19 protein-coding genes are annotated in these 21,969 nt (G+C 43.5%); 16 read left to right on the top strand and 3 right to left on the bottom strand.

Annotated elements, in window-relative coordinates; all coding sequences use genetic code 11:
• Nucleotides 1-76: 76 nt before the first annotated feature.
• Complete coding sequence (hemE, locus tag Q0230_RS10825) at nucleotides 77-1,156, top strand: uroporphyrinogen decarboxylase (RefSeq protein WP_298610041.1); 1,080 nt, start codon at nucleotides 77-79, stop codon at nucleotides 1,154-1,156.
• Here the strand turns inward: hemE and Q0230_RS10820 are convergent, their stop codons facing one another.
• Entirely contained in the window at nucleotides 1,157-1,759 is a 603-nt protein-coding gene (locus Q0230_RS10820; RefSeq protein ID WP_298610040.1) for a hypothetical protein, read from the bottom strand.
• A complete protein-coding gene (locus Q0230_RS10815) occupies nucleotides 1,760-4,450 on the bottom strand; it encodes a penicillin-binding protein 1A (RefSeq protein ID WP_298610039.1) in 2,691 nt (896 codons plus the stop codon).
• A 251-nt stretch (nucleotides 4,451-4,701) separates the two neighbouring features.
• Between Q0230_RS10815 and pilM the strand changes: the two genes are divergently transcribed.
• From pilM to galU, 10 genes are all read left to right on the top strand, one after another.
• Nucleotides 4,702-5,754: a type IV pilus assembly protein PilM gene (pilM, locus tag Q0230_RS10810; RefSeq protein WP_298610038.1), complete on the top strand. Its 1,053-nt coding sequence runs from the start codon at nucleotides 4,702-4,704 to the stop codon at nucleotides 5,752-5,754.
• Nucleotides 5,754-6,338: a PilN domain-containing protein gene (locus Q0230_RS10805; RefSeq protein ID WP_298610037.1), complete on the top strand. Its 585-nt coding sequence runs from the start codon at nucleotides 5,754-5,756 to the stop codon at nucleotides 6,336-6,338. The genes pilM and Q0230_RS10805 overlap by 1 nt, the downstream gene beginning before the upstream one ends.
• Nucleotides 6,319-7,008 (top strand): type 4a pilus biogenesis protein PilO, encoded by a 690-nt coding sequence (locus tag Q0230_RS10800; RefSeq protein WP_298610036.1) that lies wholly within the window; start codon nucleotides 6,319-6,321, stop codon nucleotides 7,006-7,008. Before Q0230_RS10805 ends, Q0230_RS10800 begins: the two co-directional genes overlap by 20 nt.
• 29 nt (nucleotides 7,009-7,037) lie before the next feature.
• Complete coding sequence (locus Q0230_RS10795) at nucleotides 7,038-7,583, top strand: pilus assembly protein PilP (protein ID WP_298610033.1); 546 nt, start codon at nucleotides 7,038-7,040, stop codon at nucleotides 7,581-7,583.
• Between the two features lie 27 nt (nucleotides 7,584-7,610).
• Nucleotides 7,611-9,992, top strand: a complete 2,382-nt coding sequence (gene pilQ / locus Q0230_RS10790) for a type IV pilus secretin PilQ (RefSeq protein WP_298610032.1) — start codon at nucleotides 7,611-7,613, stop codon at nucleotides 9,990-9,992.
• A 70-nt stretch (nucleotides 9,993-10,062) separates the two neighbouring features.
• Nucleotides 10,063-10,605, top strand: coding sequence for a shikimate kinase (locus Q0230_RS10785; protein WP_367274137.1), 543 nt, complete (start codon nucleotides 10,063-10,065; stop codon nucleotides 10,603-10,605).
• The gene (gene aroB, locus Q0230_RS10780) at nucleotides 10,586-11,668 is read left to right on the top strand and encodes a 3-dehydroquinate synthase (protein ID WP_298610030.1); all 1,083 of its coding nucleotides are present in this window, start codon (nucleotides 10,586-10,588) and stop codon (nucleotides 11,666-11,668) included. Before Q0230_RS10785 ends, aroB begins: the two co-directional genes overlap by 20 nt.
• 6 nt (nucleotides 11,669-11,674) lie before the next feature.
• Nucleotides 11,675-12,823 (top strand): deoxyguanosinetriphosphate triphosphohydrolase, encoded by a 1,149-nt coding sequence (locus Q0230_RS10775; protein WP_298610029.1) that lies wholly within the window; start codon nucleotides 11,675-11,677, stop codon nucleotides 12,821-12,823.
• Between the two features lie 208 nt (nucleotides 12,824-13,031).
• The gene (ybaK, locus tag Q0230_RS10770; RefSeq protein ID WP_298610028.1) at nucleotides 13,032-13,505 is read left to right on the top strand and encodes a Cys-tRNA(Pro) deacylase; all 474 of its coding nucleotides are present in this window, start codon (nucleotides 13,032-13,034) and stop codon (nucleotides 13,503-13,505) included.
• A gap of 76 nt (nucleotides 13,506-13,581) precedes the next feature.
• Complete coding sequence (galU, locus tag Q0230_RS10765; protein ID WP_298610027.1) at nucleotides 13,582-14,496, top strand: UTP--glucose-1-phosphate uridylyltransferase GalU; 915 nt, start codon at nucleotides 13,582-13,584, stop codon at nucleotides 14,494-14,496.
• Nucleotide 14,497: 1 nt separating this feature from the next.
• Here galU and Q0230_RS10760 read toward each other — a convergent pair whose 3' ends face one another.
• A complete protein-coding gene (locus Q0230_RS10760; protein ID WP_298610025.1) occupies nucleotides 14,498-15,343 on the bottom strand; it encodes a helix-turn-helix transcriptional regulator in 846 nt (281 codons plus the stop codon).
• A 155-nt stretch (nucleotides 15,344-15,498) separates the two neighbouring features.
• Here Q0230_RS10760 and Q0230_RS10755 point away from each other — a divergent pair, with 155 nt between their 5' ends.
• From Q0230_RS10755 to Q0230_RS10735, 5 genes are all read left to right on the top strand, one after another.
• A complete protein-coding gene (locus tag Q0230_RS10755; protein ID WP_298610024.1) occupies nucleotides 15,499-16,383 on the top strand; it encodes a fatty acid desaturase in 885 nt (294 codons plus the stop codon).
• A gap of 126 nt (nucleotides 16,384-16,509) precedes the next feature.
• Entirely contained in the window at nucleotides 16,510-19,563 is a 3,054-nt protein-coding gene (locus Q0230_RS10750) for a type I restriction endonuclease (protein ID WP_298610023.1), read from the top strand.
• 66 nt (nucleotides 19,564-19,629) lie between these two features.
• The gene (locus tag Q0230_RS10745) at nucleotides 19,630-19,887 is read left to right on the top strand and encodes an AbrB/MazE/SpoVT family DNA-binding domain-containing protein (RefSeq protein ID WP_298610022.1); all 258 of its coding nucleotides are present in this window, start codon (nucleotides 19,630-19,632) and stop codon (nucleotides 19,885-19,887) included.
• On the top strand, nucleotides 19,884-20,291 hold the full coding sequence (locus Q0230_RS10740; protein ID WP_298610021.1) for a PIN domain-containing protein: 408 nt from the start codon (nucleotides 19,884-19,886) through the stop codon (nucleotides 20,289-20,291). The genes Q0230_RS10745 and Q0230_RS10740 overlap by 4 nt, the downstream gene beginning before the upstream one ends.
• A gap of 4 nt (nucleotides 20,292-20,295) precedes the next feature.
• Nucleotides 20,296-21,930, top strand: a complete 1,635-nt coding sequence (locus Q0230_RS10735; protein WP_298610020.1) for a class I SAM-dependent DNA methyltransferase — start codon at nucleotides 20,296-20,298, stop codon at nucleotides 21,928-21,930.
• Nucleotides 21,931-21,969 lie beyond the last annotated feature (39 nt).

The following is a 21,969-nucleotide window of genomic DNA, read 5'->3' as shown; positions in this document are numbered from 1 at the left end:
TTTACTAATCTGCCGCTGGTGCTTTCTCACCTGCATTTCTGTGTTTGTTCAAGCCTACTAGATTAGGAGTGTCCCTATGAGTACTGCCAGCCCACTCAAGAATGACCGTTTTTTGCGTGCCTTACTGAAGCAGCCTGTGGATACCACTCCGATTTGGATTATGCGTCAAGCGGGGCGCTATTTGCCGGAGTATCGGGCAACGCGCAAGCGTGCTGGAAGTTTCATGGATTTATGCAAAAATCCAGACCTTGCTTGCGAAGTCACTCTCCAACCTTTAGAGCGCTTCGATTTAGATGCCGCCATTCTGTTTTCGGATATTTTAACTATCCCTGATGCGATGGGATTAGGCTTGTATTTCTCTGAGGGTGAAGGCCCGCGTTTTGAGCGCCCTGTACAGGATCGTGCAGCAATTAATGCCTTACCGATTCCTGATCCTGAAGATGAATTGCGCTATGTCATGGATGCGGTGCGCACCATTCGCCGTGATTTACAAGGTCGTGTGCCCCTAATTGGTTTTTCTGGTAGCCCTTGGACGCTAGCCACTTATATGGTGGAAGGTTCATCAAGTAAAGACTTTGCCAAAGTTAAGGGGATGCTGTATGGCGATCCGCGTACCTTACATTTACTCTTAGAAAAACTAGCTAAAAGTGTCACTCGCTATTTGAATGCACAAATTTCAGCGGGCGCACAAGCTGTAATGATTTTCGATACTTGGGGCGGCAGTTTAACGCCTAGTACATATCGTGAATTTTCCCTAGCTTACATGCAGCAAATCGTAGATAGCTTACAGCGCGAAGCGGAAGGTCGTTGTGTTCCCGTCATTATCTTCACTAAAGGTGGGGCGCAATGGTTAGAGCCAATGGCAGCAACCGGTTGTGATGCTTTAGGTCTAGACTGGACGATTAATATTGCAGAGGCAGCGCAGCGTGTGGGTGATAAAGTCGCCCTACAAGGGAATATGGATCCTTGCGTGCTTTACGCTTCACCTGAGGCGATTCGTGAGCAAGTTGCTAGCATTATTCGTGATTTTACAAATGCCACGGGTCATGTTTTTAATCTAGGTCATGGCATTCATCAGCATATTAATCCTGATCATGTCAAAGTCTTAGTCGATGCAGTTCACGAGTTTGGCAAAGCAGGTAAAGCTGCAGCTTAATTAAGGCATCGCAGCTAAAATTTCCTGTAAACGTTTAGTATCAGCGCGCTTAAGCCCTTTGCCGGTCATCGAGTTTAAAGCAGACATGCTCGCACGGCCGTCATCAGGAAAGATCATTAATTCCACTTCGACATTATCCACATACAAGCGTAAGAGTGGAAAATAATCCTGTTTTTTGCCTGCTTTAACCTTACGTTCTTGAATCTGGAACGGGATATTCTGCTCTTCTAAATGGAAAAGCACATCCTCCGCACGATTTGCAGATAAGTGCAAAGTCACCGCCGAAAGTGGGCCTGCAGTTCCATCTAAGGCAGAGCCAGTCAAGTACGGCTGAAAAGGCTGCAAAAACTCCATTGCCTCCAAAGCAATCTCACGATGTAACTTTAAATTGGCTTGATGTTCTGCTTGATCCAGTAATTGCACATAGTCTTGTAAAGCTTGTTCGATCTCTTCATTACTCGGCTGGTTTTTCGCCTGATTATCTGCACCTAAGCGTTGAGCTGCTTTTTGTTTAGCGACTCGATAATCACGGTAGCCTTCTTCATACAGTAGACGTGCAGTTTCGTCAGCAACTAGCTGACGCAGGTTTTTTTCAATATACATTTAGAAAATTTGTTCAGGAATTTCAACAGCTTCACGCTTACGGACCGGTGCTGGGCGTACTGCTTCTGCTGGTTGGCGAGTAGTAGGATGGGTGTCAGGTTCGTTAGCGGCACTAGTAAACTCAAATTTTTCAGTTTTAGCTTGTTCTGATTTTGGGGCTTCAACTTCTGGTTGTGAGACTAGCTTTTCCTCAATAATGTCCGTTTCAGTAGTAGCATCATCCGCTAGAAGGCCAGTCTTAGCATCGATTTTAACCAATTGCAGCTTTTCTAGCTTCTTAAATTTCTTTTCTGGCACGTTTTTTAAGATTTTCTGCATAAAGCTAATCCACATGGGTACTGCGACTTTACCTGAAGTTTCACCTTCACCTAATTCAGCCATATCATCAAAGCCGGCCCAAGCTACCGCTACATAATCAGGGGTAAAACCACAAAACCAAGAGTCACGCTCATCACTAGTTGTTCCGGTTTTACCAGCAATATCACTACGATGTAAGGCTTTGCTTACAGCGGCGGCAGTCCCAAATTGAGTGACACCTTGCATCATAGTGACAATCTGATATTGGGTGCGTGAATCCATAATGCGCGTAGCTGCGGGAGCAATTTTACCAGGCTCAGTTTCATAGTCAGAAACTTCAACTTCTTCCGTAGCAGTTTTAGTGGTGTCATCTGTTTCTTTTTTATCAGCTTTAGTCTTTTTATCTTTTTCTTCTGCAGTATTTAGTGTTTCAGCTAAAGGTTCAGTTGCTTTTTTGGGTTTTCTAATTGGGCACAGTTTAATATCATCGCCACAAACTTGGCGAGTCTCGGTAGTAGCATCAAATAAGACTTGTCCATTGCTGTCTTGAATTCGATTAATAAAATGCGCATCCACTTTAAAGCCGCCATTGGCAAAAGCAGAATAAGCAGTAGCCATTTGTACCGGTGTTGTAATCCCTGTGCCTAAAGCTAAAGTTAAATTTGGTGGTAAATTTTTTTGTGGGAAGCCAAAGCGAGTCGCATAATTAATCGTATAAGGAATACCAGTATCTCTTAATAAGCGAATGGAAACTAAATTTCGCGATTTAGCCAAAGCTTCACTTAAGGTAGTTGGACCAATATAAGAGCCACCAAAATTTTTAGGTTGCCAATTGCTACCAGGAATAGTAATAGGTGCATCATTCACTACGCTAGTTGGTGCAAAACCTCGTGATAGGGCAGCTGAATAAATGATGGGTTTGAAGCTAGAGCCGGGTTGGCGCATTGCTTGAGTCGCACGGTTAAATTTACTGTGATAAAAATCATATCCCCCCATCACAGCTCGAATGGCACCATTGTGTGGATCCATGAGTACTAAAGCTCCCCCTACAGTTGGAATCTGAGTTAATTGCCAATTAGCAGAGCTAGCTACAGTTGGGGTATCGTTGTCTGTTGTCTCTTCGCTTTCAGGCTTGGGGTTAGTTTTAACTTGTGGGCGTACCCGAATAATGTCGCCAGCTACTAGTACGTCAGAGACACGGCGTGGGGTAGAGCCACGACGATTAGCACTAATAAATTTACTGGCCCATTTTACATCATCGATTTGTAAAGTGATGATATTTTCATCCATTAATAAGATGGATGCTTCGTTTTTAGAGCTTTTTAAAACTAAACCCGCTTGTAAGTCACCCACCGTTTGATAAGTTGAAAGTTTATCCAGTAATTCATCTTGGCTGGTGTAATCTTCAAGATTGATATGATCTTCAGCACCGCGATAACCATGGCGGCGGTCATAATCTTCTAAAGTTTTACGCAAAGTATTAGTGGCATAGGTCTGTGCTTGTGAATCAAGGGTGGTATAAACATCATAACCTTGGGTATAGGCTTTATCTTGATATTTTTCGACAATAGCAGCGCGTACCATTTCAGCTAAATAGGGGGCGTAAGTTTCAATATCAGTTTTATGTACTGAGGCAGTATTAGGTTCTTTAACCGCTAGTTTAAATTCATCTGGGCTAATAAAACCCTGCTCAGCCATACGTTGTAAAATATAATTACGCCGTGTCATCGCTCGAGGTTCATTGACGATGGGATTATAGCGCGAAGGAGCTTTTGGTAAGCCCGCAATCATAGCCATTTCTGCAAGGCTTAAGTCTTTTAATTCTTTGCCATAATAAGTTTCAGCCGCTGCAGCAATCCCATAGGCGCGATTACCCAAAAAGATTTTATTTAAGTAAAGCTCTAAAATTTCTTCTTTCGTGAGGGTTTGCTCTAAACGGATGGCTAATAAAGTTTCTTTAAACTTACGCGCAAAGGTTTTGTCATTATCAAGAAAAGCATTACGAGCTAATTGCATGGTGATGGTACTAGCACCCTGAGATTTATGCCCAGTTGCCAATGCCACGTATAAGGCACGAAAGACCCCCTTAGGATCTATCCCCTGATGCTCATAATAACGTGCATCTTCAATGGCGATGAAGGCTTGGCGTAGGCGTTCGGGGATTTCATTAAAATTCACTGGACGACTACGTTTTTCGCCATATTCTGCAATTAAACGCTCGTCACGTGAGTAGATGCGCAGTGGAACTTGAATATCGATTTTGCGGATATCTTCACTGTTCGGTAACTGCGGTGAATAAATGAAATATAAACCCGCTAAAATGGCAAGCCCTACTGTACTAAGACTCAGTAGAGAACTGAGTAAAAAGGTAATGAAGTGAATGAAAAAACGCATAGTGCCCGTATTAACCTGAATCTATTTTTTTAGTAATTTTAAGCGATGTCAGACGGTAAAATTCTTAAGACTGGGACGAGGATTTTGCCAGTTATAAAGTGTTGAAGTCAGCTTTGTTATGGTGTGATTCGCTTTCCCCGTTCATCTGAAACCGACGCGCTACCAAGACAGTCAGAGTAGACTATTTTTAGATACAACGCTACCATGCTATGAAACTTGAATAATAAAAATAAATATAAATGTGAGTCGCCGTGTTTTCATTTTATAGCCGTAAACCCAACCTACTTGGTATCGATATCAGTTCCTCTGCGATCAAGCTAGTGGAAATGTCCAAAAAGGGCCGTGAATATCGAATCGAAAGTTATGCAGTCGCCCCTTTGCCAGACGGTGTATCCAATGAAAAGGACATCATCGAGCCTGAGCCAATTGGAGAAGCTATTCGTCGTGCTTTACGTGAAAGCCGTACTCGCCTAAAGCATTGTGCCCTAGCCATTCCTACCTCGATGGCGATCAATAAAATCATCACGCTTTCAGCATCAATCCCTACAGCTGAGATGGAAGCACAGATTGCCTTGGAGGCTGATCAGCATATTCCTTATGCGATGGAAGAGGTGAGCTATGACTTTGAAGTCTTAGGCCCTTCCATGACTAATCCGGATATGATCGATATTCTGTTAGCAGGTACGCGCTCTGAGAATGTCGAAGTGCGGGTGGCTGCAGCAGAAATGGCAGGTTTAACTGTTGATATTGTGGATACAGAAACTCATGCTTTAGAAAAGGTATTGCGTAAGCTTACGAATGAGTTGGAGCAATATGACTCAGTAGCCGTCGTCGATTTCGGTGCAACGATGACCAGTATCACGGTGTTCGAGCAAGGGCGTTTAACTTTTTCACGCGAACAATCTTTTGGTGGTCGCCAACTGACTGAGCAAATCATGCATCGTTATGGCTTAACTTGGCAGGAGGCTGGTTTAGCGAAAAAGGAAGGTAATTTACCTGAAAACTATATCTCAGAAGTTTTAGATCCTTTCAAAGACAACATGGTTCGCCAGCTACATCGTTTCTTACAGTTTTATTATGCTTCCAGCCAACGTGAAAGTGTCAGTCAAATCCTTATTTCAGGTGGTTGCGCCCGAATTCCGGGTATTGATGAGCAAATTCAATCAGTTATTGGTACACCTGTAAAAGTAGTTAATCCCTTCACGCAAGTCGGCCTTGGTTCTAAGGTCAGCCCTGTGCGTTTTACTAACGATATGCAAGCCCTACTGATTGCGGCAGGCTTGTCCTTGAGAGGATTAGACTAATGGCAGGCTTAAACTTACTACCTTGGCGTGATAAAGAGCGCGAACTCAAGAAAAAGCAATTCTTTGCTCTATTAGGGGCTTCAGCCGCTTTAGCGAGTTTGATCGTGTTTGCTGGCCATACTTATATGCGCAATGCGGTCGACTACCAAGCATCACGTAATAAATTATTAACCGACGAGATTGCTGATCTAGATAAGCAGATTGAGCAAATTAAAAAGCTTGATTCTACCAAACAAGCCTTATTAGATCGCATGCAAATCATTGAAACTTTACAAAGTACCCGCCCAGCGATTGTGCACTTATTCGATGAGATGGCCAATGCTTTACCTCAGGGTATGTATTTAGAAGCACTTAAACAAAGTGATACAGTGGTTCATGTAGAAGGTAAAGCAGAGTCGAATGCCCGAGTTTCTACCTATATGGATAGCTTAGATGCTTCCCAATGGCTGAACTCCTCTAACCTAAATATTATTTCTGTAGCACGTCAAGATGGGCGGCCGACACCTCTCCGCGATTTTAAACTTGATGTCCAACAACTATTAAAACAGGACGAGGAGAAGAAAAATGAATCTGCAGGAGGTTAATAATCTCGCGGAGGATCCGGGTAGTGTACCTTGGCCGGTCAAAGTAATTGTAGTTGTAGCCTTAATGGGACTTATTATGTTCTTAGGCTATAAATTAGTGATTACAAGCAGTATTGAAGAGCTAGATGGTTTGCAACGTAAAGAAATAGAGCTTCGTACTACGTTTGAAACTAAACAAAAACGTGCTAGCCAATTGGCTGCTTATGAAAAGCAACTTGAGGAAATGCAACATTCTTTTGGTACTTTAATGCAGCAATTACCGAGTAGTACTGAAATACCTGCTTTGATTCTAGATATTTCTGAGAAAGGTGTTTCTAATGGTCTAGAGATAGAACTATTTGAGCCTTTGCCTGAAATCCTAAAAGAGTTCTATGCAGAAAAACCGATTAAACTGATTGCAATGGGAACTTACCAGCAATTAGCGACCTTTGTAAGTGATATTTCTGGTTTACCGCGGATTGTAACTATTCATAATATTAATCTTTTACCAGAGGTTAATAAAAATGCTGGTACTACCCCTCAGCCCAGTAGTTCAGCAGAGCAAGAAGGCCCACGGCGCTTACGAATGGAGGCTCTGATTAAGACTTATCGCTACTTAGAAGAGAGTGATATAAAACCTAATCCAGCTGATAAAGCAGCAACAGCTCCAGCAGCTGCTCCAAAAAAATAATGAATTAAGTGAGCCTGCGGAGAATGATTATGTATAAAAATAATTTAAGAAAATCAACCCTGTTAAGCTTGCCAGTATTACTGAGTGCTTTAATATTAACGGGCTGTGGCGATAACATGTCTGATCTTCATGCTTATATGAATGAAGTTAAAGCACGTCAGCCTGCGCCTATTGAGCCGATTCCAGCGATTAAACCTTATGTGCGCTTTATTTATCCAGGCCATGATACGGATCCTTTTGATAGTGCAGTCTTAGAGGCTAAGACAGTAGCAGAGATTCCTGAGTCAGTATTGATTGATAAAAATCGGGTTCCAGAATTTTTAGAAACCTTCCAATTAGATAGTTTGCGTATGGTTGGTACAGTATTTAAAGATAAAGAGCTCTGGGCGCTGATTAGAATCCCTGATGGGGCAGTGCATCGGGTAAAAACTGGTAATTATATTGGTAAAAATCATGGGAAAATTACAAGTATTAAAGATGTAGGGCTGTCATTATCTGAAATTGTAGATAATGGTTTTGGTGGCTATAAAGAGCGTGATAATGAGTTGGCTATTTCTACGTTAAATCAGCCCTGATAATTTTATTGAGTAAGGTTAGCTATAATGAAAATAATAAAGCAAACCACTGCACGTAATGTTGTATTGTTATCGTGCCTATCGTGGGCAGCAGTTGCTGCAGCTGCTAATAATCAGTTGGAAAATATTAGCGTCAATGAAGCAGCAGCAGGTAAAGTTGAGGTTCTGCTAAATTTTTCTTCTCCAGTCGCTATTCCTAAAGGTTTTGTGATGGAGAATCCGCCACGGATTGTCTTTGATTTTCCAGGGGTAGAAGTTGCTCCTACTGCACGGCATAACCATACTAAGCGTGGAGTAGTGAATGCTGTTCAAGCTGCTGGCTCAAAAGGGCAAGCTCGCCTAGTATTTAACTTAGACTCATTAGTCGATTATACGGTTGAAAGCAGTGGCAATGATATGGTGCTTCTGTTCTCACCAACTGGTAAATCGACCCAAAGTGGTCAAGCCAAAACTACACAACCTGAGCTACCTGTAGCGGATATTAATCCCGAGGATTCTTACCATTGGTACACTAAGCCAGGCCAAGAGAAAGCTGCCCCTGCCCCAACGGTTGATCCGAAAAAAATTAATCCAGCAGCTCAAACTATTGCGCAAGTGGCACCGCCTCCTGTCAGGCTCGAGGAGGTTCCTCCACCGCCTAAGGTGACCCAGCCTTTAGTTTATAGACCTGGAGTGCCAGTCCCTGCACAAACTAAAAAGGTAGCTAAACCCCCTATAGTGAGTGCACTAGCGGAGGCACAATCGATTTATGGTTTACGCTCTGTTGATTTTCGTCGTGAGCCTGATGGTGGTGGACGAGTCATTATTACTTTGCCAGACAATGAAACCAAGATTACCGATGATAAAACCGCAAACACGCTCAACCTAACTTTAGAAGATGTCGATGTGCCTATGAACTGGCAAAAACGTCTTGATGTTGTCGATTTTGCGACCCCTGTATCCACGATTCAGATTTCTCAACGTGAGATGAACGGGCGCGTTAGTGTGATGGCTAGTGAGGATTTTACTTATCGAACAGAGCGCGATAAAAATATCTATACAGTTTATATCGATAAAATTAAAGCACCCAAGAAAGAACAGCTAGGTGAGAAAAAGAAGAAAACCTTTACTGGTGAAAAGCTCTCACTGAATTTCCAAGATATTGAAGTGCGTGCAGTACTGCAGTTGTTAGCAGATTTTACTAATAAAAATATCGTGGTGAGTGACACTGTAGAAGGTAATATCACAGTACGCCTCAAGGATGTCCCTTGGGATCAGGCTTTAGACATTGTGCTAGAGTCAAAGAATCTGGGGATGCGTGAGAATGGTAATGTCATTTGGGTAGCCCCGAATGTGGAGTTAGATGCAAAAGATGCTCAGGAAATCGAAGTAGCCAAACGCAAGATTGAGTTGGAACCATTAGTTACTGAGTATGTACCAGTTAATTTTGCTAAGGCTGCTGATTTAGCTACTCTCATTAAAAGTAAAACGGTGGCAGAAGGTGATACTAGCCATTCATTGTTATCACCCCGCGGGAATGTGTCCTTCGATGATCGGACTAATACGCTCTTAATTCAAGATACAGCCACACAAGTAGCTGAAATTCGCGATTTGATAAAGGTGTTGGATGTTCCTGTCCAACAAGTAGCTATTGAGTCACGGATTGTTATTGCTAATGACTCTTTTGGTAAGCAATTGGGTGCACGTTTTGGTGTAACTCCTCATTGGTCAAATAGCGGTTCTAGTGGGATCGCGGGTGCGGGTTTAGGTTCTTCAACGGATACTTATTATAACTCTCTGGCTAGCAACTCAACAGGAACAGCAGGCCAAGTGAAATTACCAGGTCTGACCGACCGCTTGAGTGTGAATCTACCAACTTCCGCAGCAGCGGGTAAGTTTGGTTTCTCAATTCTTACTTCTGACTTTTTGTTAGATTTAGAGTTGTCCGCCTTACAAGCTGAAAGTAAGGGTGAGATTATTGCGACCCCTCGGGTTGTTACTTCGAATCAAACCAAAGCGGTTATTGAACAAGGTGTGGAAATTCCCTATCAAGAAGCGAGTTCGGCGGGTAATACAAGTACTTCCTTTAAGAAAGCCGTGTTGAGTTTGGAAGTAACTCCACAAATTACGCCGGATGAGCATATTTCAATGGATTTGAAGGTCAATCAAGATACGGTAGGTGCGGTGTATAACAATATTCCAAGTATTGATACCCGCGAAATCCAAACCAAAGTTTTGGTAGAAAATGGGCAAACCGTCGTCTTAGGTGGTGTTCATGAGGAGAATCGTATTAAAGGATCAACTAAAGTGCCCGTCTTAGGCGATTTACCAATGGTAGGTCAAGTATTCCGCAATACGAATCGGAGTGATACCAAGCGTGAGCTGTTAATCTTCGTTACGCCGAAAATTATCGACAGCAAATCTAAGTAATTGCTGGTTTTAGGAATCAAGTCAGATGATTTGGCTTGATTCCCTTGCGCACTGCTGGCATAACTCCACCATGCAAGACAACATCATCTTAGTTGGCCTCATGGGGGCAGGCAAATCGACTATTGGTCGGCAATTAGCGCGGCGTTTTAATCTTGAGTTTTATGACTCGGATAAGGTGATTGAGGCGCGCACTGGAGTGCCGATTCCAACGATTTTTGAAATGGAAGGCGAACAAGGCTTTCGGGATCGCGAGGAGCAGATTATTGCTGAGCTTACTCAATTGCGTGGGGTGGTCTTAGCGACCGGTGGTGGAAGCATTCTACGGGCTAATAATCGCGCTGCTTTGAAAACGGGAGGCAAAGTTATCTATCTTCGTGCTTCAGCCGAACATTTGTATAGTCGGATTCACCACGACAAAAATCGCCCTTTGATGCAAACTGATAATCCGCTGCAAACTTTACGTAATCTCTTACAAGCACGTGAAGCTCATTATCTAGAAGTGGCTGATTTGATTGTGCCTACTGGTAAGCAGAAAGTGGCGCATATCGTTAATCTCATCGCACAAAAATTGAACCAGCTACAGGATGTATCTTATGCAAACGCTCAATCTTGATCTTGGTGATCGCAGTTATCCTATCTATATTGGTCAAGGCTTATTGCAGCTGCCTGAGTTGTTAACAGTGCATGTACAAGGCAAAAGTTGCGTGACTGTATCCAATGAAACTATTGCACCCTTGTATTTGGATTCAATTAATACAGCTCTAAAGGCTTATAAACAGTCTGCAGTGATTTTGCCGGACGGTGAGGCTTATAAGAACTTAGATACTCTCAATCAGATTTATACTCATTTATTGGAAGCCAAAGCTGACCGCAAAACGACGCTCATTGCTTTAGGTGGTGGTGTAGTAGGGGATATGACGGGCTTTGCCGCGGCTAGTTACCAACGGGGTGTAAATTTCATTCAAGTACCTACTACCCTGTTGGCGATGGTTGATTCTTCAGTCGGTGGTAAAACTGGAGTCAATCATGCTCTAGGTAAGAATATGATTGGTGCATTTCATCAGCCACAAGCCGTTATCATTGATACCAATACTTTAAGTACTTTGGCGGATCGAGAACTTAGTGCGGGCATCGCTGAGGTGATTAAGTATGGTTTGATTCGTGATCTAGAGTTTCTGGCTTGGCTGGATGAGAATATGGATGCTTTGTTAGCACGTCAGCCAGAGGCTTTAAGCTATGCAATCTATCGGTCTTGTCAGCATAAAGCTGAAGTTGTGGCCTCTGATGAGCGTGAGTCTGGTCAGCGTGCTTTATTGAATTTAGGCCATACTTTTGGGCATGCGATTGAAGCGGCGATGGGCTATGGGCAATGGTTGCATGGCGAGGCAGTGGCTACCGGCATGGTCATGGCTGCTGAACTGTCAGCACAAATGGGTTGGTTGGCTCAAGCTGATGTAGTTTATATCCGCCAATTATTAGAGCGAGCGCATTTACCCGTTGATCCACCTACTACGATGACGGGTGATGATTTTATGCGATATATGTCAGTGGATAAAAAAGTCTTGGATGGTAGTTTGCGCTTAATTCTGATGAAATCTTTAGGCGAAGCGATTGTCACCGCAGACTTTGATGCAGATGCACTCAAGCGTGTACTACGTCGCGAAGTAAAAGGGTAAATCAAGATGACTGCTTCCTATGCCGCACAACCTGAAACGACACGTGGACGGCGTTTTCCGGAAGCAGCCCCAGCTTACCGCTCAGAATTTCAGCGTGATCGTGATCGCGTCATTCACTCCAAAGCATTTCGACGCCTTGAATATAAAACCCAAGTTTTTGTCAATCATGAAGGTGATTTGTATCGCACGCGCCTGACACACTCCATTGAAGTCGCACAAATTGCCCGCACGGTAGCGCGCAGCATGGGCTTAAATGAAGACCTGACCGAAGCCATTGCGCTCGCCCATGATTTAGGACATACCCCATTTGGACATGCTGGGCAGGATGAGCTTAATGCTTGCATGCAAGCCTATGGTGGCTTTGAGCATAATTTGCAATCTTTACGGGTCGTGGATTGGCTGGAAGATAGCTATGCGGAGTTTGCAGGTTTGAATCTCACTTTTGAAACGCGCGAAGGTATTCTCAAGCATTGTGCAGTTAAACATGCACAGGGCTTAGGTGAGGTAGGTGAGCGCTTTTTGACTAAGACTCAAGCCTCCCTAGAAGCACAGCTTACCAATTTAGCTGATGAAATTGCCTATAATAATCATGATATTGAAGATGGTTTACGTTCAGGGCTGATTAGCTTAGAACAAATGCAACAAGTTCCGATTTTTGCACAGCAATATGCTTTAGTAGTACAGAAATATCCGCAATTAGAGGGACGTAGTTTAGTGCGCGAAACTTTGCGGCGCTTAATCAGTGCTATGGTGGTGGATCTGATTGAAACCAGTCAGGCAGCTATTGATGCATCTAGGGTGCAAACTTTAGATGAGGTACGTCAGCAAGCTAAACCTTTGATTCAGTATAGCGAGGCTATGTGGGCGGCTAAGAATGAGCTCAAGCGTTTCTTGCGGGAAAATCTCTATTTTCACCCTACGGTGTATCGTATGTCGTGGCGTGCACAGAGAGTAGTACGTGAACTCTTTAACGCTTATTTGCAGGACTCACGCCTGTTACCACCTAAATACCAAGCTTTTATAAAACAGTATGAGCAGGCTGCAGGCGAAACAGGGCGCGCGCGCGCGATTGCTGATTATATTGCAGGGATGACAGATCGCTATGCGCTCAAACAATATGCTGAGCTATTTGATATGGACAGAGTAAAATTCTGAAAAAACTATTAGAGTGTAAACCGCAGCTTACACTTTATCTTATAGTATTCAGTTTCTCTCTACATATCGACCCTAAGTCGTTGACCTAGGTTATGACAACATAACCTAGGTACTTTTATCTAATCACCATCAATCTTAATAATTCAGCATTCTTTGTGCAGATGCAGCATAATGTTCAGCACTATGAAAAGTTTGATTTAATCTGTCCATGACACCTGCCATTCTGACGGTTCGTAAAGCTGGTTTACCTTTCCAAACTCATGAATATCAACATGACCCTACGGTTAGCTCCTATGGCTTAGAAGCGGCTGAAGCGCTACAAGTGGAAGCCTCGCGTGTTTTCAAAACTCTGGTGGTAGCTTTAGACAGTGATATGAAAAAAATGGCAATAGGCATTGTACCTGTGACACAGCAGCTGGATGTTAAAGCATTAGCCAAAGCAGTCGGTGCAAAAAAAGCCGAACTGGCAGATCCCAAACAAGCTGAGCGTACTACCGGCTATTTAGTGGGGGGTATTAGTCCTTTAGGACAAAAACGTAAATTACCCACCGTGTTGGATGAGTCTGCTCTAAATTTTAAGACGATTTTTGTCAGTGCAGGTCGACGTGGCTTAGAACTTGAATTGTGCCCGACGATTTTAATGGAACTCTGTCAAGCGGATGCGGTCGCTATTTGTCGGTGAAAAAAATTCTTTACAATGCAGCACTGCTGATTAATTAATAAACTATTCGAACATTTGAGAATTAGAAGGAACTACTATGCTGGAGCAGAGTAAACATAAAATTCGTAAAGCCGTTATCCCCGTAGCAGGCTTAGGTACTCGGATGCTACCTGCGACTAAAGCTATTCCCAAAGAAATGCTCCCAGTAGTGGATAAGCCGTTGATTCAATATATTGTGAATGAATGTGTTGAAGCTGGCATCCGTGAAATTGTGTTAGTCACACATAATAGTAAGAACTCTATCGAGAATCATTTTGATACCAGTTTTGAATTGGAAACTATGCTGGAAAAGCGTGTAAAGCGCCAGTTATTGGATGAGGTGCGGTCAATCTGCCCTAAAAATGTCACGATTATGCATGTGCGCCAAGGCGAAGCTAAAGGTTTAGGTCATGCGATTATGTGTGCACATCCTGTGGTTGGACATGCCCCCGTCGCAGTGTTATTGCCCGATGTTTTAATTGATGATGCTGCGTGTAACTTAAAAACTGATAATTTAGCTGAGATGTTGCGCTTATATGATGAAACGGGCATTAGTCAAATTATGGTTGAGCCTGTGCCAATGGATAAGGTTTCATCTTATGGTGTAGTAGATATTAATGGGCACACCCTAGAGCCGGGTTGTTCTGTGGCGATGAGTGCGATTGTCGAAAAACCTGATGTGGACAGTGCACCTTCTAATCTGGCTGTAGTTGGGCGCTATGTTTTATCTCCGCATATTTGGGATTGGTTAAAACGCACTCCCTTAGGTGCAGGTGACGAGATTCAGTTAACGGATACGATTGCACTTTTAATGCGCGAGTATCAGGTTAATGCCTTCCATTTAAGTGGTAAAAGCCATGATTGTGGTTCTAAACTAGGCTACATGATGGCCAATGTTGAGTATGGCCTGCGCCATCCCAATATTGCTAAAGATTTTGCGAAATACTTAAAAGAACAAGTGAAGTCTTTATAAATTACAAATGTTTTTTTAGGAGTGACTGGATAAATCCAGCGCTCTCATGTGGATTAATTTCAGTATTGCGAATCAAGCGATCAAAGTGCCGTGTTAAAGCACGAATTTCCTCTAAAGTATTAATTACCACATACATATCGCCCACATAAATGACTGCACGTTGCGAGCCAAACACGGTTAAGGGGGCAGAGAAGGTTTTGCGCCCATCATAAAGAAATAAGCGATAGCTTGGATAAAGATCATCTAGCAAGCGTTGAATATGCTCCAACTGCTGGCGACGTAAGCGCTTCGGTAGTTCCTCCCAGATTCCTACACCTTGCGCAAGCATTTTCAACCGTTGCAAGGGTAAGCAAACTTCCATTTCTGATTCATCAATCCGGTTATAGGCCAGTTGCGAGTTGGTTTCCAATTTGCGAATTTCGAGCGGCACTTGCGTATATTGGCGCTCGTAGTCAATGACTTCTTCAATCATCAAAGAGTCGGGTAGATTAGAGGGAACATAACGAATTTTGTAACCAATCGCATCGCGATGCCATTGTCCTAGTTTAGTGTGTTGCCCATTCAGGACTTGCTCAATTTCCAGCGCAGAGGACACCGAAGAGCGGATATGCTCATCCTGTGATAAGCCTAACAACCAATCAATACTGACCTTGTAGGCTGCTGCAATATTGCTCAGTGTTTCTGCACGCGGTAAGCGCAATAATTGATCGGACAAGAGTTGCGCCAGCGCTGAGCGATTAACGCCAATCGACTCGGCAAACTGCGCCTTATTCAATCCAGAGTGTTGAATCAGTAATTGCAAACGCTTCTGGAAAAGCTCTCCGGTTTCTCGTTTAGAATTGGTCATCACTACTAGCTTTGTTACTTAGTAACACCATTTGTTTACTTTAGTGAACTAATCCTAGTTTAGTTATTTACTAATAACAAATGTGTCATAGTGTTTAGTGGGCAAATCCATTCGCAAGCCTTAAAATGGCTTAATAGCGATTGGGGATGAATGCCATGACAGAAAAACTAAAAAAAATAGAATATCTTACCCTGGGTTTAGTATGCAGTTTTTATCTACTCTGGGGTGTTTTGACGAGCTTGCATAGCTTATTTCCTATCTGGGTTCTCGTCCCAGCATTGGCGGTTTTGCTAAGCTTTTACGGCTCTTTGCAACACGAAATCATTCATTATCACCCTACGCCTTGGCAAAAACTCAATGAGGGCTTAGGTTCGCCGCCTTTGGCTTTATATTTACCGTTTATTATTTATCGCGATACCCACCGCCAGCATCATGTGCTGGAGAATATCAGTTATCCCAGTAAAGACCCTGAGTCTTATTACATGACGAGCGAGCGCTGGGCGGCGATGCCTGTTTGGTTGCAAGGTCTGTATACCTTAAATAACACTTTACTAGGGCGTATTTTGATTGGGCCAGCCTTGGGTGTGACTGGTTTTTTAATCAGTGAATTTAAAAAACTACAAGCGGGTGATAAATACACTCAACAAGCGTGGCTCGCTTATTTGCCTTGGTTAGGGTTAGTGCTTGCGTGGTTGCTGTATTGGCAATTTCCACTTGGTGTTTACTTGTTAGCCTGCTATTTCTCGATTTCACTGACCTCGATTCGTATCTTTGCCGAGCACCAAGCAGTGCACACCCCTGAACAGCGTACTATTGTGGTCGAGGCGAATGGCTTTTTAAGTTTTCTTTTCCTGCAAAATAGCCTGCATTCGGTGCATCACAAATATCCTGCTTTGCCTTGGTACAAATTGCGCCAAACCTATCAGCAAGAGCGAGAGGCAATCTTGCAAGAGAATGGCGCGTATGTGTTCAAGAATTATCTTGAGCTTTTTAAGCGTTATGCGTTTAAAGCGAAAGAGGGTGTAGTGCATCCGTTATAATTCATTGATCTTCATTAGACTTGCGTCTTAGATTACGATAAAAGTCATTAAGCATTAGCCATTGCTTGCTCAGCTCGATACTTATTGTTAAAAATAGATTTCGATTGGGTAATTGCTAGGCATCCTATGCGTTTTAACGAAGATACGCGCGTCAAAATCCCAACGCTTTTGCACCTAATGCGCTTGGGTTATACCTATCTGTCTTTGAAAACAGTTCAATGGGATGAGGAAAACAATATTTTCCCTTCCTTGTTTCGTGAAGCTGTTAGCTTGCTTAATCCAGAGCTGGCCCCTGATGATATTGAGCGATTGCGTGAAGACACCAGCCTATTGCTCAACAATGAGGATTTAGGCAAAGCTTTTTATGAGCGGCTGATCCAGCGTTCCGGTATACGTTTAATTGATTTCGGTAATTTCGACAACAATAGCTTCCACGTTGTCACTGAATTAACGTATAAAAATGGTGATGATGAGTTTCGACCCGATATAACCTTGTTAATTAATGGAATGCCGTTGGTATTCATCGAGGTTAAAAAGCCTAATAATCGTGATGGAGTGATAGCGGAACGTAATCGTATTAATACGCGTTTCCAGAACAAGAAATTCAGGCGCTTTGTCAACGTCACTCAGTTGATGCTGTTTTCCAATAATATGGAATATGACAATGATTCGTCTGAACCGCTGGAGGGTGCATTCTATGCTTCAAGCTCCTATCAGCAGGCAGTGTTCAATTATTTCCGTGAAGAAGAGCCACTGAATATTGCTGCCTTGCTAAGCCCTGAAGATGATGTTACTGAAGCATTAGTGCTTCGAGATAACAACTGCTTAATTATCAAAAATAGCCCAGAATTTATTACCAATAAAGACCCGAACACTCCAACCAACCGTGTATGTACGTCATTACTGAGTCGAGAGCGTTTGCGCTTTATCCTGCGTTACGCCATTGTTTATGTGAAAGAAAAAAATGCTTGGGAGCAGCATATAATGCGCTACCCGCAACTGTTTGCCACTAAAGCGCTTGAGCAAAAACTTAATGCAGGCAAGCGCAAGGGAATTATTTGGCACACCCAAGGCAGCGGAAAAACCGCGCTGGCGTATTACAGTACTCGTTATCTGGTGGATTACTTCCAGCAGCAACAGGTTATTCCAAAGTTTTACTTTATCGTAGATCGGCTGGATTTGCTTAATCAAGCTTCCAAAGAGTTTATCAGTCGCGGATTAACCGTTCATAAGATTAATTCCCGTGAAGCTTTCGCACAGGACATCAAGCAAACGACGGCGCTTCACAATGACACGGGCAAGCTCGAAATTACGGTCGTCAATATCCAAAAGTTCAAGGATGATCCAGAGGTGATGCGCGTGAAAGATTACGCGGTCAATATTCAGCGTATTTACTTTTTGGATGAAGTTCACCGCAGCTATAACCCACAAGGGAGCTTTTTGGCTAACCTTGAACAGTCAGACCAAAACGCCATTAAAATTGGGCTGACGGGTACTCCGTTATTAGGCACAGACACTAATTCTAAAGTCTTGTTTGGTGACTATATCCACAAGTATTACTACAACAAGTCTATTGCTGATGGTTACACCTTGCGCCTGATTCGCGAGGCGATTGAAACCAATTATCGAATGGCTTTGCAGGAAGCACTGGCAAAAATTGAGGTGGAAAAGGGCAAGTTGCCGATGAAGGACATTGTTGCCCACCCTACTTTTGTAAAGCCGATGTTGGCCTATATCGTGCGCGATTTTGAAAAAAGCCGTGCCACCCTGAATGATTCAAACATTGGTGGGATGGTGATTTGCGACAGCTCTGAGCAAGCCAAGGAACTGTTTGCACAGTTTCAGGCCGATTATGCGTTTAAGTCGATTGCGGAAATGCCAAGTGACTATGACGCGGGGGTCTTGCTAAAACACAAAGTGAAAACTGCTGCCTTGATTTTGCATGATGTCGGCTCGAAGGAAGAGCGCGATACGTGGGTGGAGGATTTCAAGGCAGGCACTATTGATCTGCTGTTTGTCTACAATATGCTGCTGACAGGGTTTGATGCTAAACGCTTGAAAAAGCTCTATCTAGGTCGTGTCATTCGTGACCATAATCTGCTGCAAGCCTTGACTCGGGTGAACCGCACTTATAAGCAGCATCGCTATGGTTATGTGGTGGATTTTGCTGATATTCGTAGCGAATTCGACAAAACCAATAAAGCCTATTTTGATGAGCTACAAAGTGAGCTGGGCGATGAAATGGAGCATTATTCCAAGCTGTTCAAATCCGCTGAGGAAATTGCAGCAGAGTTGGAAGCGGTCAAGGATGTACTGTTTCAATACGATACCTTAAACAAAGAGCTATTCTCACGCCAAATCACTGAAATTCAGGATCGGGCACAAATATTGTTACTAAAAAAAGCTCTGGCGGATGCTCGCAGCCTGTATAACTTGTGCCGTTTGTTAGGTTTTAATGAATTGTTGCAACGTCTGCCGTTCGCGCAAATCAACGCATTGTATAATGAGGTGGATAATCATTTAGCAATGCTTAACCTTAAAGATCGCCTTGAAAATCAATCTGATACCAGTGGCTTATTGAATATGGCACTGGAAGAAGTGCTGTTCAAGTTTGTCAAAATCGGTGAGGAGGAACTCAAGCTGGCGGATGAGTTGAAAGATGCCTTGCGCCGTGCCCGCGAAACCATGACCAGCAATATTGATCCTAAAGACTCCGACTTCGTGCAACTCAAAGAGGAACTAGAACGCCTGTTTAAGAACCGTAATCTTAAGGCAGTTAGTCAGGAAGAGATGAAGCATAATATGCTCACTCTCAACAAAATTCAGGACAAAGTACGCGAAATCAACCGCAAAAATCGTTTGTTGCAAAGCAAATACGCAGGTGACATCAAATTTGTGCGCGTGCATAAACGACTGCTAGAGCACGGTGCAATCTCTGATAGTGAGCGGCGCATTTTCGAGGCACTGCAATTGGTTAAACAACAAGCCGATGACAGCGTGCTGCAAAACAGGAACATCCTTGACAACGACAGTTATTTTGAGCGCATGATGCAGCGGCATGTGGTACAACAATTTCAACAAACACAACACATCAAGCTAACCCCCGCTAGTACCCGCTATATCAATCAGTTGGTCGTGAAAGAGTATCTGGATGAATTTAATGGGGTGACTCCTTGGTAGCAGGCTTTGCAATTAGTATTACCGTAAGTAATAATAAAGGTCTAAAGTAATACTGGAGAGCTTGGTATGAATGCTTTTGTTTCGACAGTGACACAAAAAGGTCAAGTTACCATCCCCAAGAGTGTACGGGATAGCCTGCATCTGGTCACAGGGGACAGGGTTGAATTTGTCCTTAATGATCGGGGGGAAGTAGTCATCAAGCCTGTTACCCGCAAGGTAGTTGAAGTTGCTGGGCTGTTAAGCAAATACAAGAAGTCCCGTCCGGTGAGCATTGAAGAAATGGATCAGGCGGTTGCCCAATACATCAGAGATGAGGCTTTATGAAAGCGGTTGATACCAATGTGCTGGTACGCTTTCTGGTACAGGACGACGAGCAACAGATGCAAATCGCCACTCAATTGTTGGCAGATGCCGAAGCCAACAAGCAGCCCTTGTTTGTCAGTAACGTGGTCGTGCTGGAACTGATGTGGGTGCTGAAAAGTGTTTATGAAGTACCCCGAGACGAACTACTAGGCTCTTTGAGTGAATTGCTGTCTATGGTGGCACTAGAATTTCAGGATTCCTTGAGCGTCCGTGATTTTGTTGGCAGCGCACAAAACAACACCTATGATCTGGCAGATTTGCTGATTGCCCATGTGGCGCGGGGCAAGGGCTGTGATACGACGCTGACCTTCGATAAGAAAGCTGCTAAAGCCCCACATTTCACCAAACTGCCTGTATTGGAGTAAGCCCTTGGTAGTCCTCGATTTTAAGAAAAGCACCACCGAACTGATCGATAATTTGAAAAATATCTGTGCTGCTTACGGGCTGGGTAATGATGGCAATGAATTCAAGATCATCACGCAGGTTTTCCTGTATAAATTCCTCTGCGACAAGTTGGCGTATGAGCTGAAAAAAGCGGATCCGGCTACTGCTAACGCCGCAAACTGGGAGCAGCACATCGCTAGTCTCGACCTTGATGATTATGAAATGCTGACCATGCTGTTACCCGAAGGCACGGCATATTTGCGCCCAGAACACTTGATTTCCAATTTATTTGCGCGGCAAAACGAGGCTAATTTCGCCAAGCTGTTTGATGATACCCTGCGTGAAATTGCGATTGTCAACAGCGATATTTTCTCGGTGAAAACTGGCGGTGGAGCACAAGTGCGCTTGTTTGATGCACTCAGCCAGTTTATTGCAGACCCTGCTGAACGCGACAATTTTTGTAAAGTGATTATCAACAAACTGGTGAACTTTAGCTTTGAGCATATTTTTACGCAGGGTTTTGATTTCTTTGCAGATATTTTTGAGTACTTGATCAAGGACTACAACAAGGACAGTGGCGGCAAATACGCGGAATATTATACCCCACACGCGGTCGCTAAGATTATGGCGGCGATTCTCGTGCCCACTGATCTTCGTGGCAAAGTAATGAATGTCAAATGCTACGATCCGTCGGCCGGATCGGGAACTTTGCTAATGAATCTTGCTCATGCGATTGGGGAAAATCGATGCAGTATCTATTCGCAGGATATTTCGCAAAAATCGTCTGGGCTGTTGCGACTCAATTTGATTCTGAATAATTTAGTGCATTCCATTCCGAATATTATTCAAGGCAATACCGTGTTGTCGCCCTATCACAAGGATGGGGCTGAGCTGGCGAAGTTTGATTACATTGTTTCCAATCCGCCGTTCAAAATGGATTTTAGTGATTTTCGTGACGATCTGGATACCAAGGAAAACAAGGCGCGTTTCTTTGCAGGGATTCCGAATGTGCCGAATAAAGCCAAGGATAAAATGGCGATTTATTTGCTGTTTATCCAACACATTATGTATTCGCTAAAAGACAAGGGCAGGGCGGCAATTGTTGTGCCGACAGGGTTTATTACCGCGCAATCCGGCATTGATAAGAGTATCCGTGAGCGTTTGGTGGAGCAGAAAATGCTGGCGGGTGTGGTGTCAATGCCAAGCAATATTTTTGCGACCACGGGGACGAATGTTTCAATTTTATTCATTGATAAGGGCAACCAAGACAAGGTAGTGCTGATTGATGCGTCCAACCTTGGCGAAACGATCAAGGATGGCAAGAATCAAAAAACAGTGCTTACCCCAACGGAAGAGCAGCACATTATCGACACTTTCAATGCTAAAACGGCAGTAGATGATTTTTCGGTGGTGGTCAGTTACGAGCAAATCAAAGCAAAGAACTACTCATTTAGCGCGGGGCAGTATTTTGATGTGAAGATCGAATATACCGATATTACTGCTGATGAGTTTGCCGCCAAAATGAAAGGCTTTACCGATAACCTTGATACGCTGTTTGCTGAATCGCGCCAACTTGAAGCTGAGATTAAGACCCAGTTAGCGAGTTTACGCTATGAGTGAACTGTTTTGTTCGTTGTCATTGAAGACCCTCACCCCAAC

Source organism: uncultured Thiothrix sp. (genome assembly GCF_937876535.1).
GTDB lineage: Bacteria > Pseudomonadota > Gammaproteobacteria > Thiotrichales > Thiotrichaceae > Thiolinea.
Note: the sequence above shows the minus strand (reverse complement) of the source record. Positions and strands in the feature narration are given on the sequence as shown.

What these genes read in the sequence shown, in the direction of transcription:
- hemE (WP_298610041.1), top strand. Translation starts at nt 77, where the DNA reads ATGAGTACTGCCAGCCCACTCAAGAATGACCGTTTTTTGCGTGCCTTA.
- Q0230_RS10785 (WP_367274137.1), top strand. Translation starts at nt 10,063, where the DNA reads ATGCAAGACAACATCATCTTAGTTGGCCTCATGGGGGCAGGCAAATCG.
- Q0230_RS10745 (WP_298610022.1), top strand. Translation starts at nt 19,630, where the DNA reads ATGAATGCTTTTGTTTCGACAGTGACACAAAAAGGTCAAGTTACCATC.
- Q0230_RS10760 (WP_298610025.1), bottom strand. Translation starts at nt 15,343, where the DNA reads ATGACCAATTCTAAACGAGAAACCGGAGAGCTTTTCCAGAAGCGTTTG.
- Q0230_RS10815 (WP_298610039.1), bottom strand. Translation starts at nt 4,450, where the DNA reads ATGCGTTTTTTCATTCACTTCATTACCTTTTTACTCAGTTCTCTACTG.
- galU (WP_298610027.1), top strand. Translation starts at nt 13,582, where the DNA reads ATGCTGGAGCAGAGTAAACATAAAATTCGTAAAGCCGTTATCCCCGTA.
- aroB (WP_298610030.1), top strand. Translation starts at nt 10,586, where the DNA reads ATGCAAACGCTCAATCTTGATCTTGGTGATCGCAGTTATCCTATCTAT.
- pilQ (WP_298610032.1), top strand. Translation starts at nt 7,611, where the DNA reads ATGAAAATAATAAAGCAAACCACTGCACGTAATGTTGTATTGTTATCG.
- ybaK (WP_298610028.1), top strand. Translation starts at nt 13,032, where the DNA reads ATGACACCTGCCATTCTGACGGTTCGTAAAGCTGGTTTACCTTTCCAA.
- Q0230_RS10795 (WP_298610033.1), top strand. Translation starts at nt 7,038, where the DNA reads ATGTATAAAAATAATTTAAGAAAATCAACCCTGTTAAGCTTGCCAGTA.
- Q0230_RS10820 (WP_298610040.1), bottom strand. Translation starts at nt 1,759, where the DNA reads ATGTATATTGAAAAAAACCTGCGTCAGCTAGTTGCTGACGAAACTGCA.
- Q0230_RS10805 (WP_298610037.1), top strand. Translation starts at nt 5,754, where the DNA reads ATGGCAGGCTTAAACTTACTACCTTGGCGTGATAAAGAGCGCGAACTC.
- Q0230_RS10740 (WP_298610021.1), top strand. Translation starts at nt 19,884, where the DNA reads ATGAAAGCGGTTGATACCAATGTGCTGGTACGCTTTCTGGTACAGGAC.
- Q0230_RS10750 (WP_298610023.1), top strand. Translation starts at nt 16,510, where the DNA reads ATGCGTTTTAACGAAGATACGCGCGTCAAAATCCCAACGCTTTTGCAC.
- Q0230_RS10775 (WP_298610029.1), top strand. Translation starts at nt 11,675, where the DNA reads ATGACTGCTTCCTATGCCGCACAACCTGAAACGACACGTGGACGGCGT.
- Q0230_RS10755 (WP_298610024.1), top strand. Translation starts at nt 15,499, where the DNA reads ATGACAGAAAAACTAAAAAAAATAGAATATCTTACCCTGGGTTTAGTA.
- Q0230_RS10800 (WP_298610036.1), top strand. Translation starts at nt 6,319, where the DNA reads ATGAATCTGCAGGAGGTTAATAATCTCGCGGAGGATCCGGGTAGTGTA.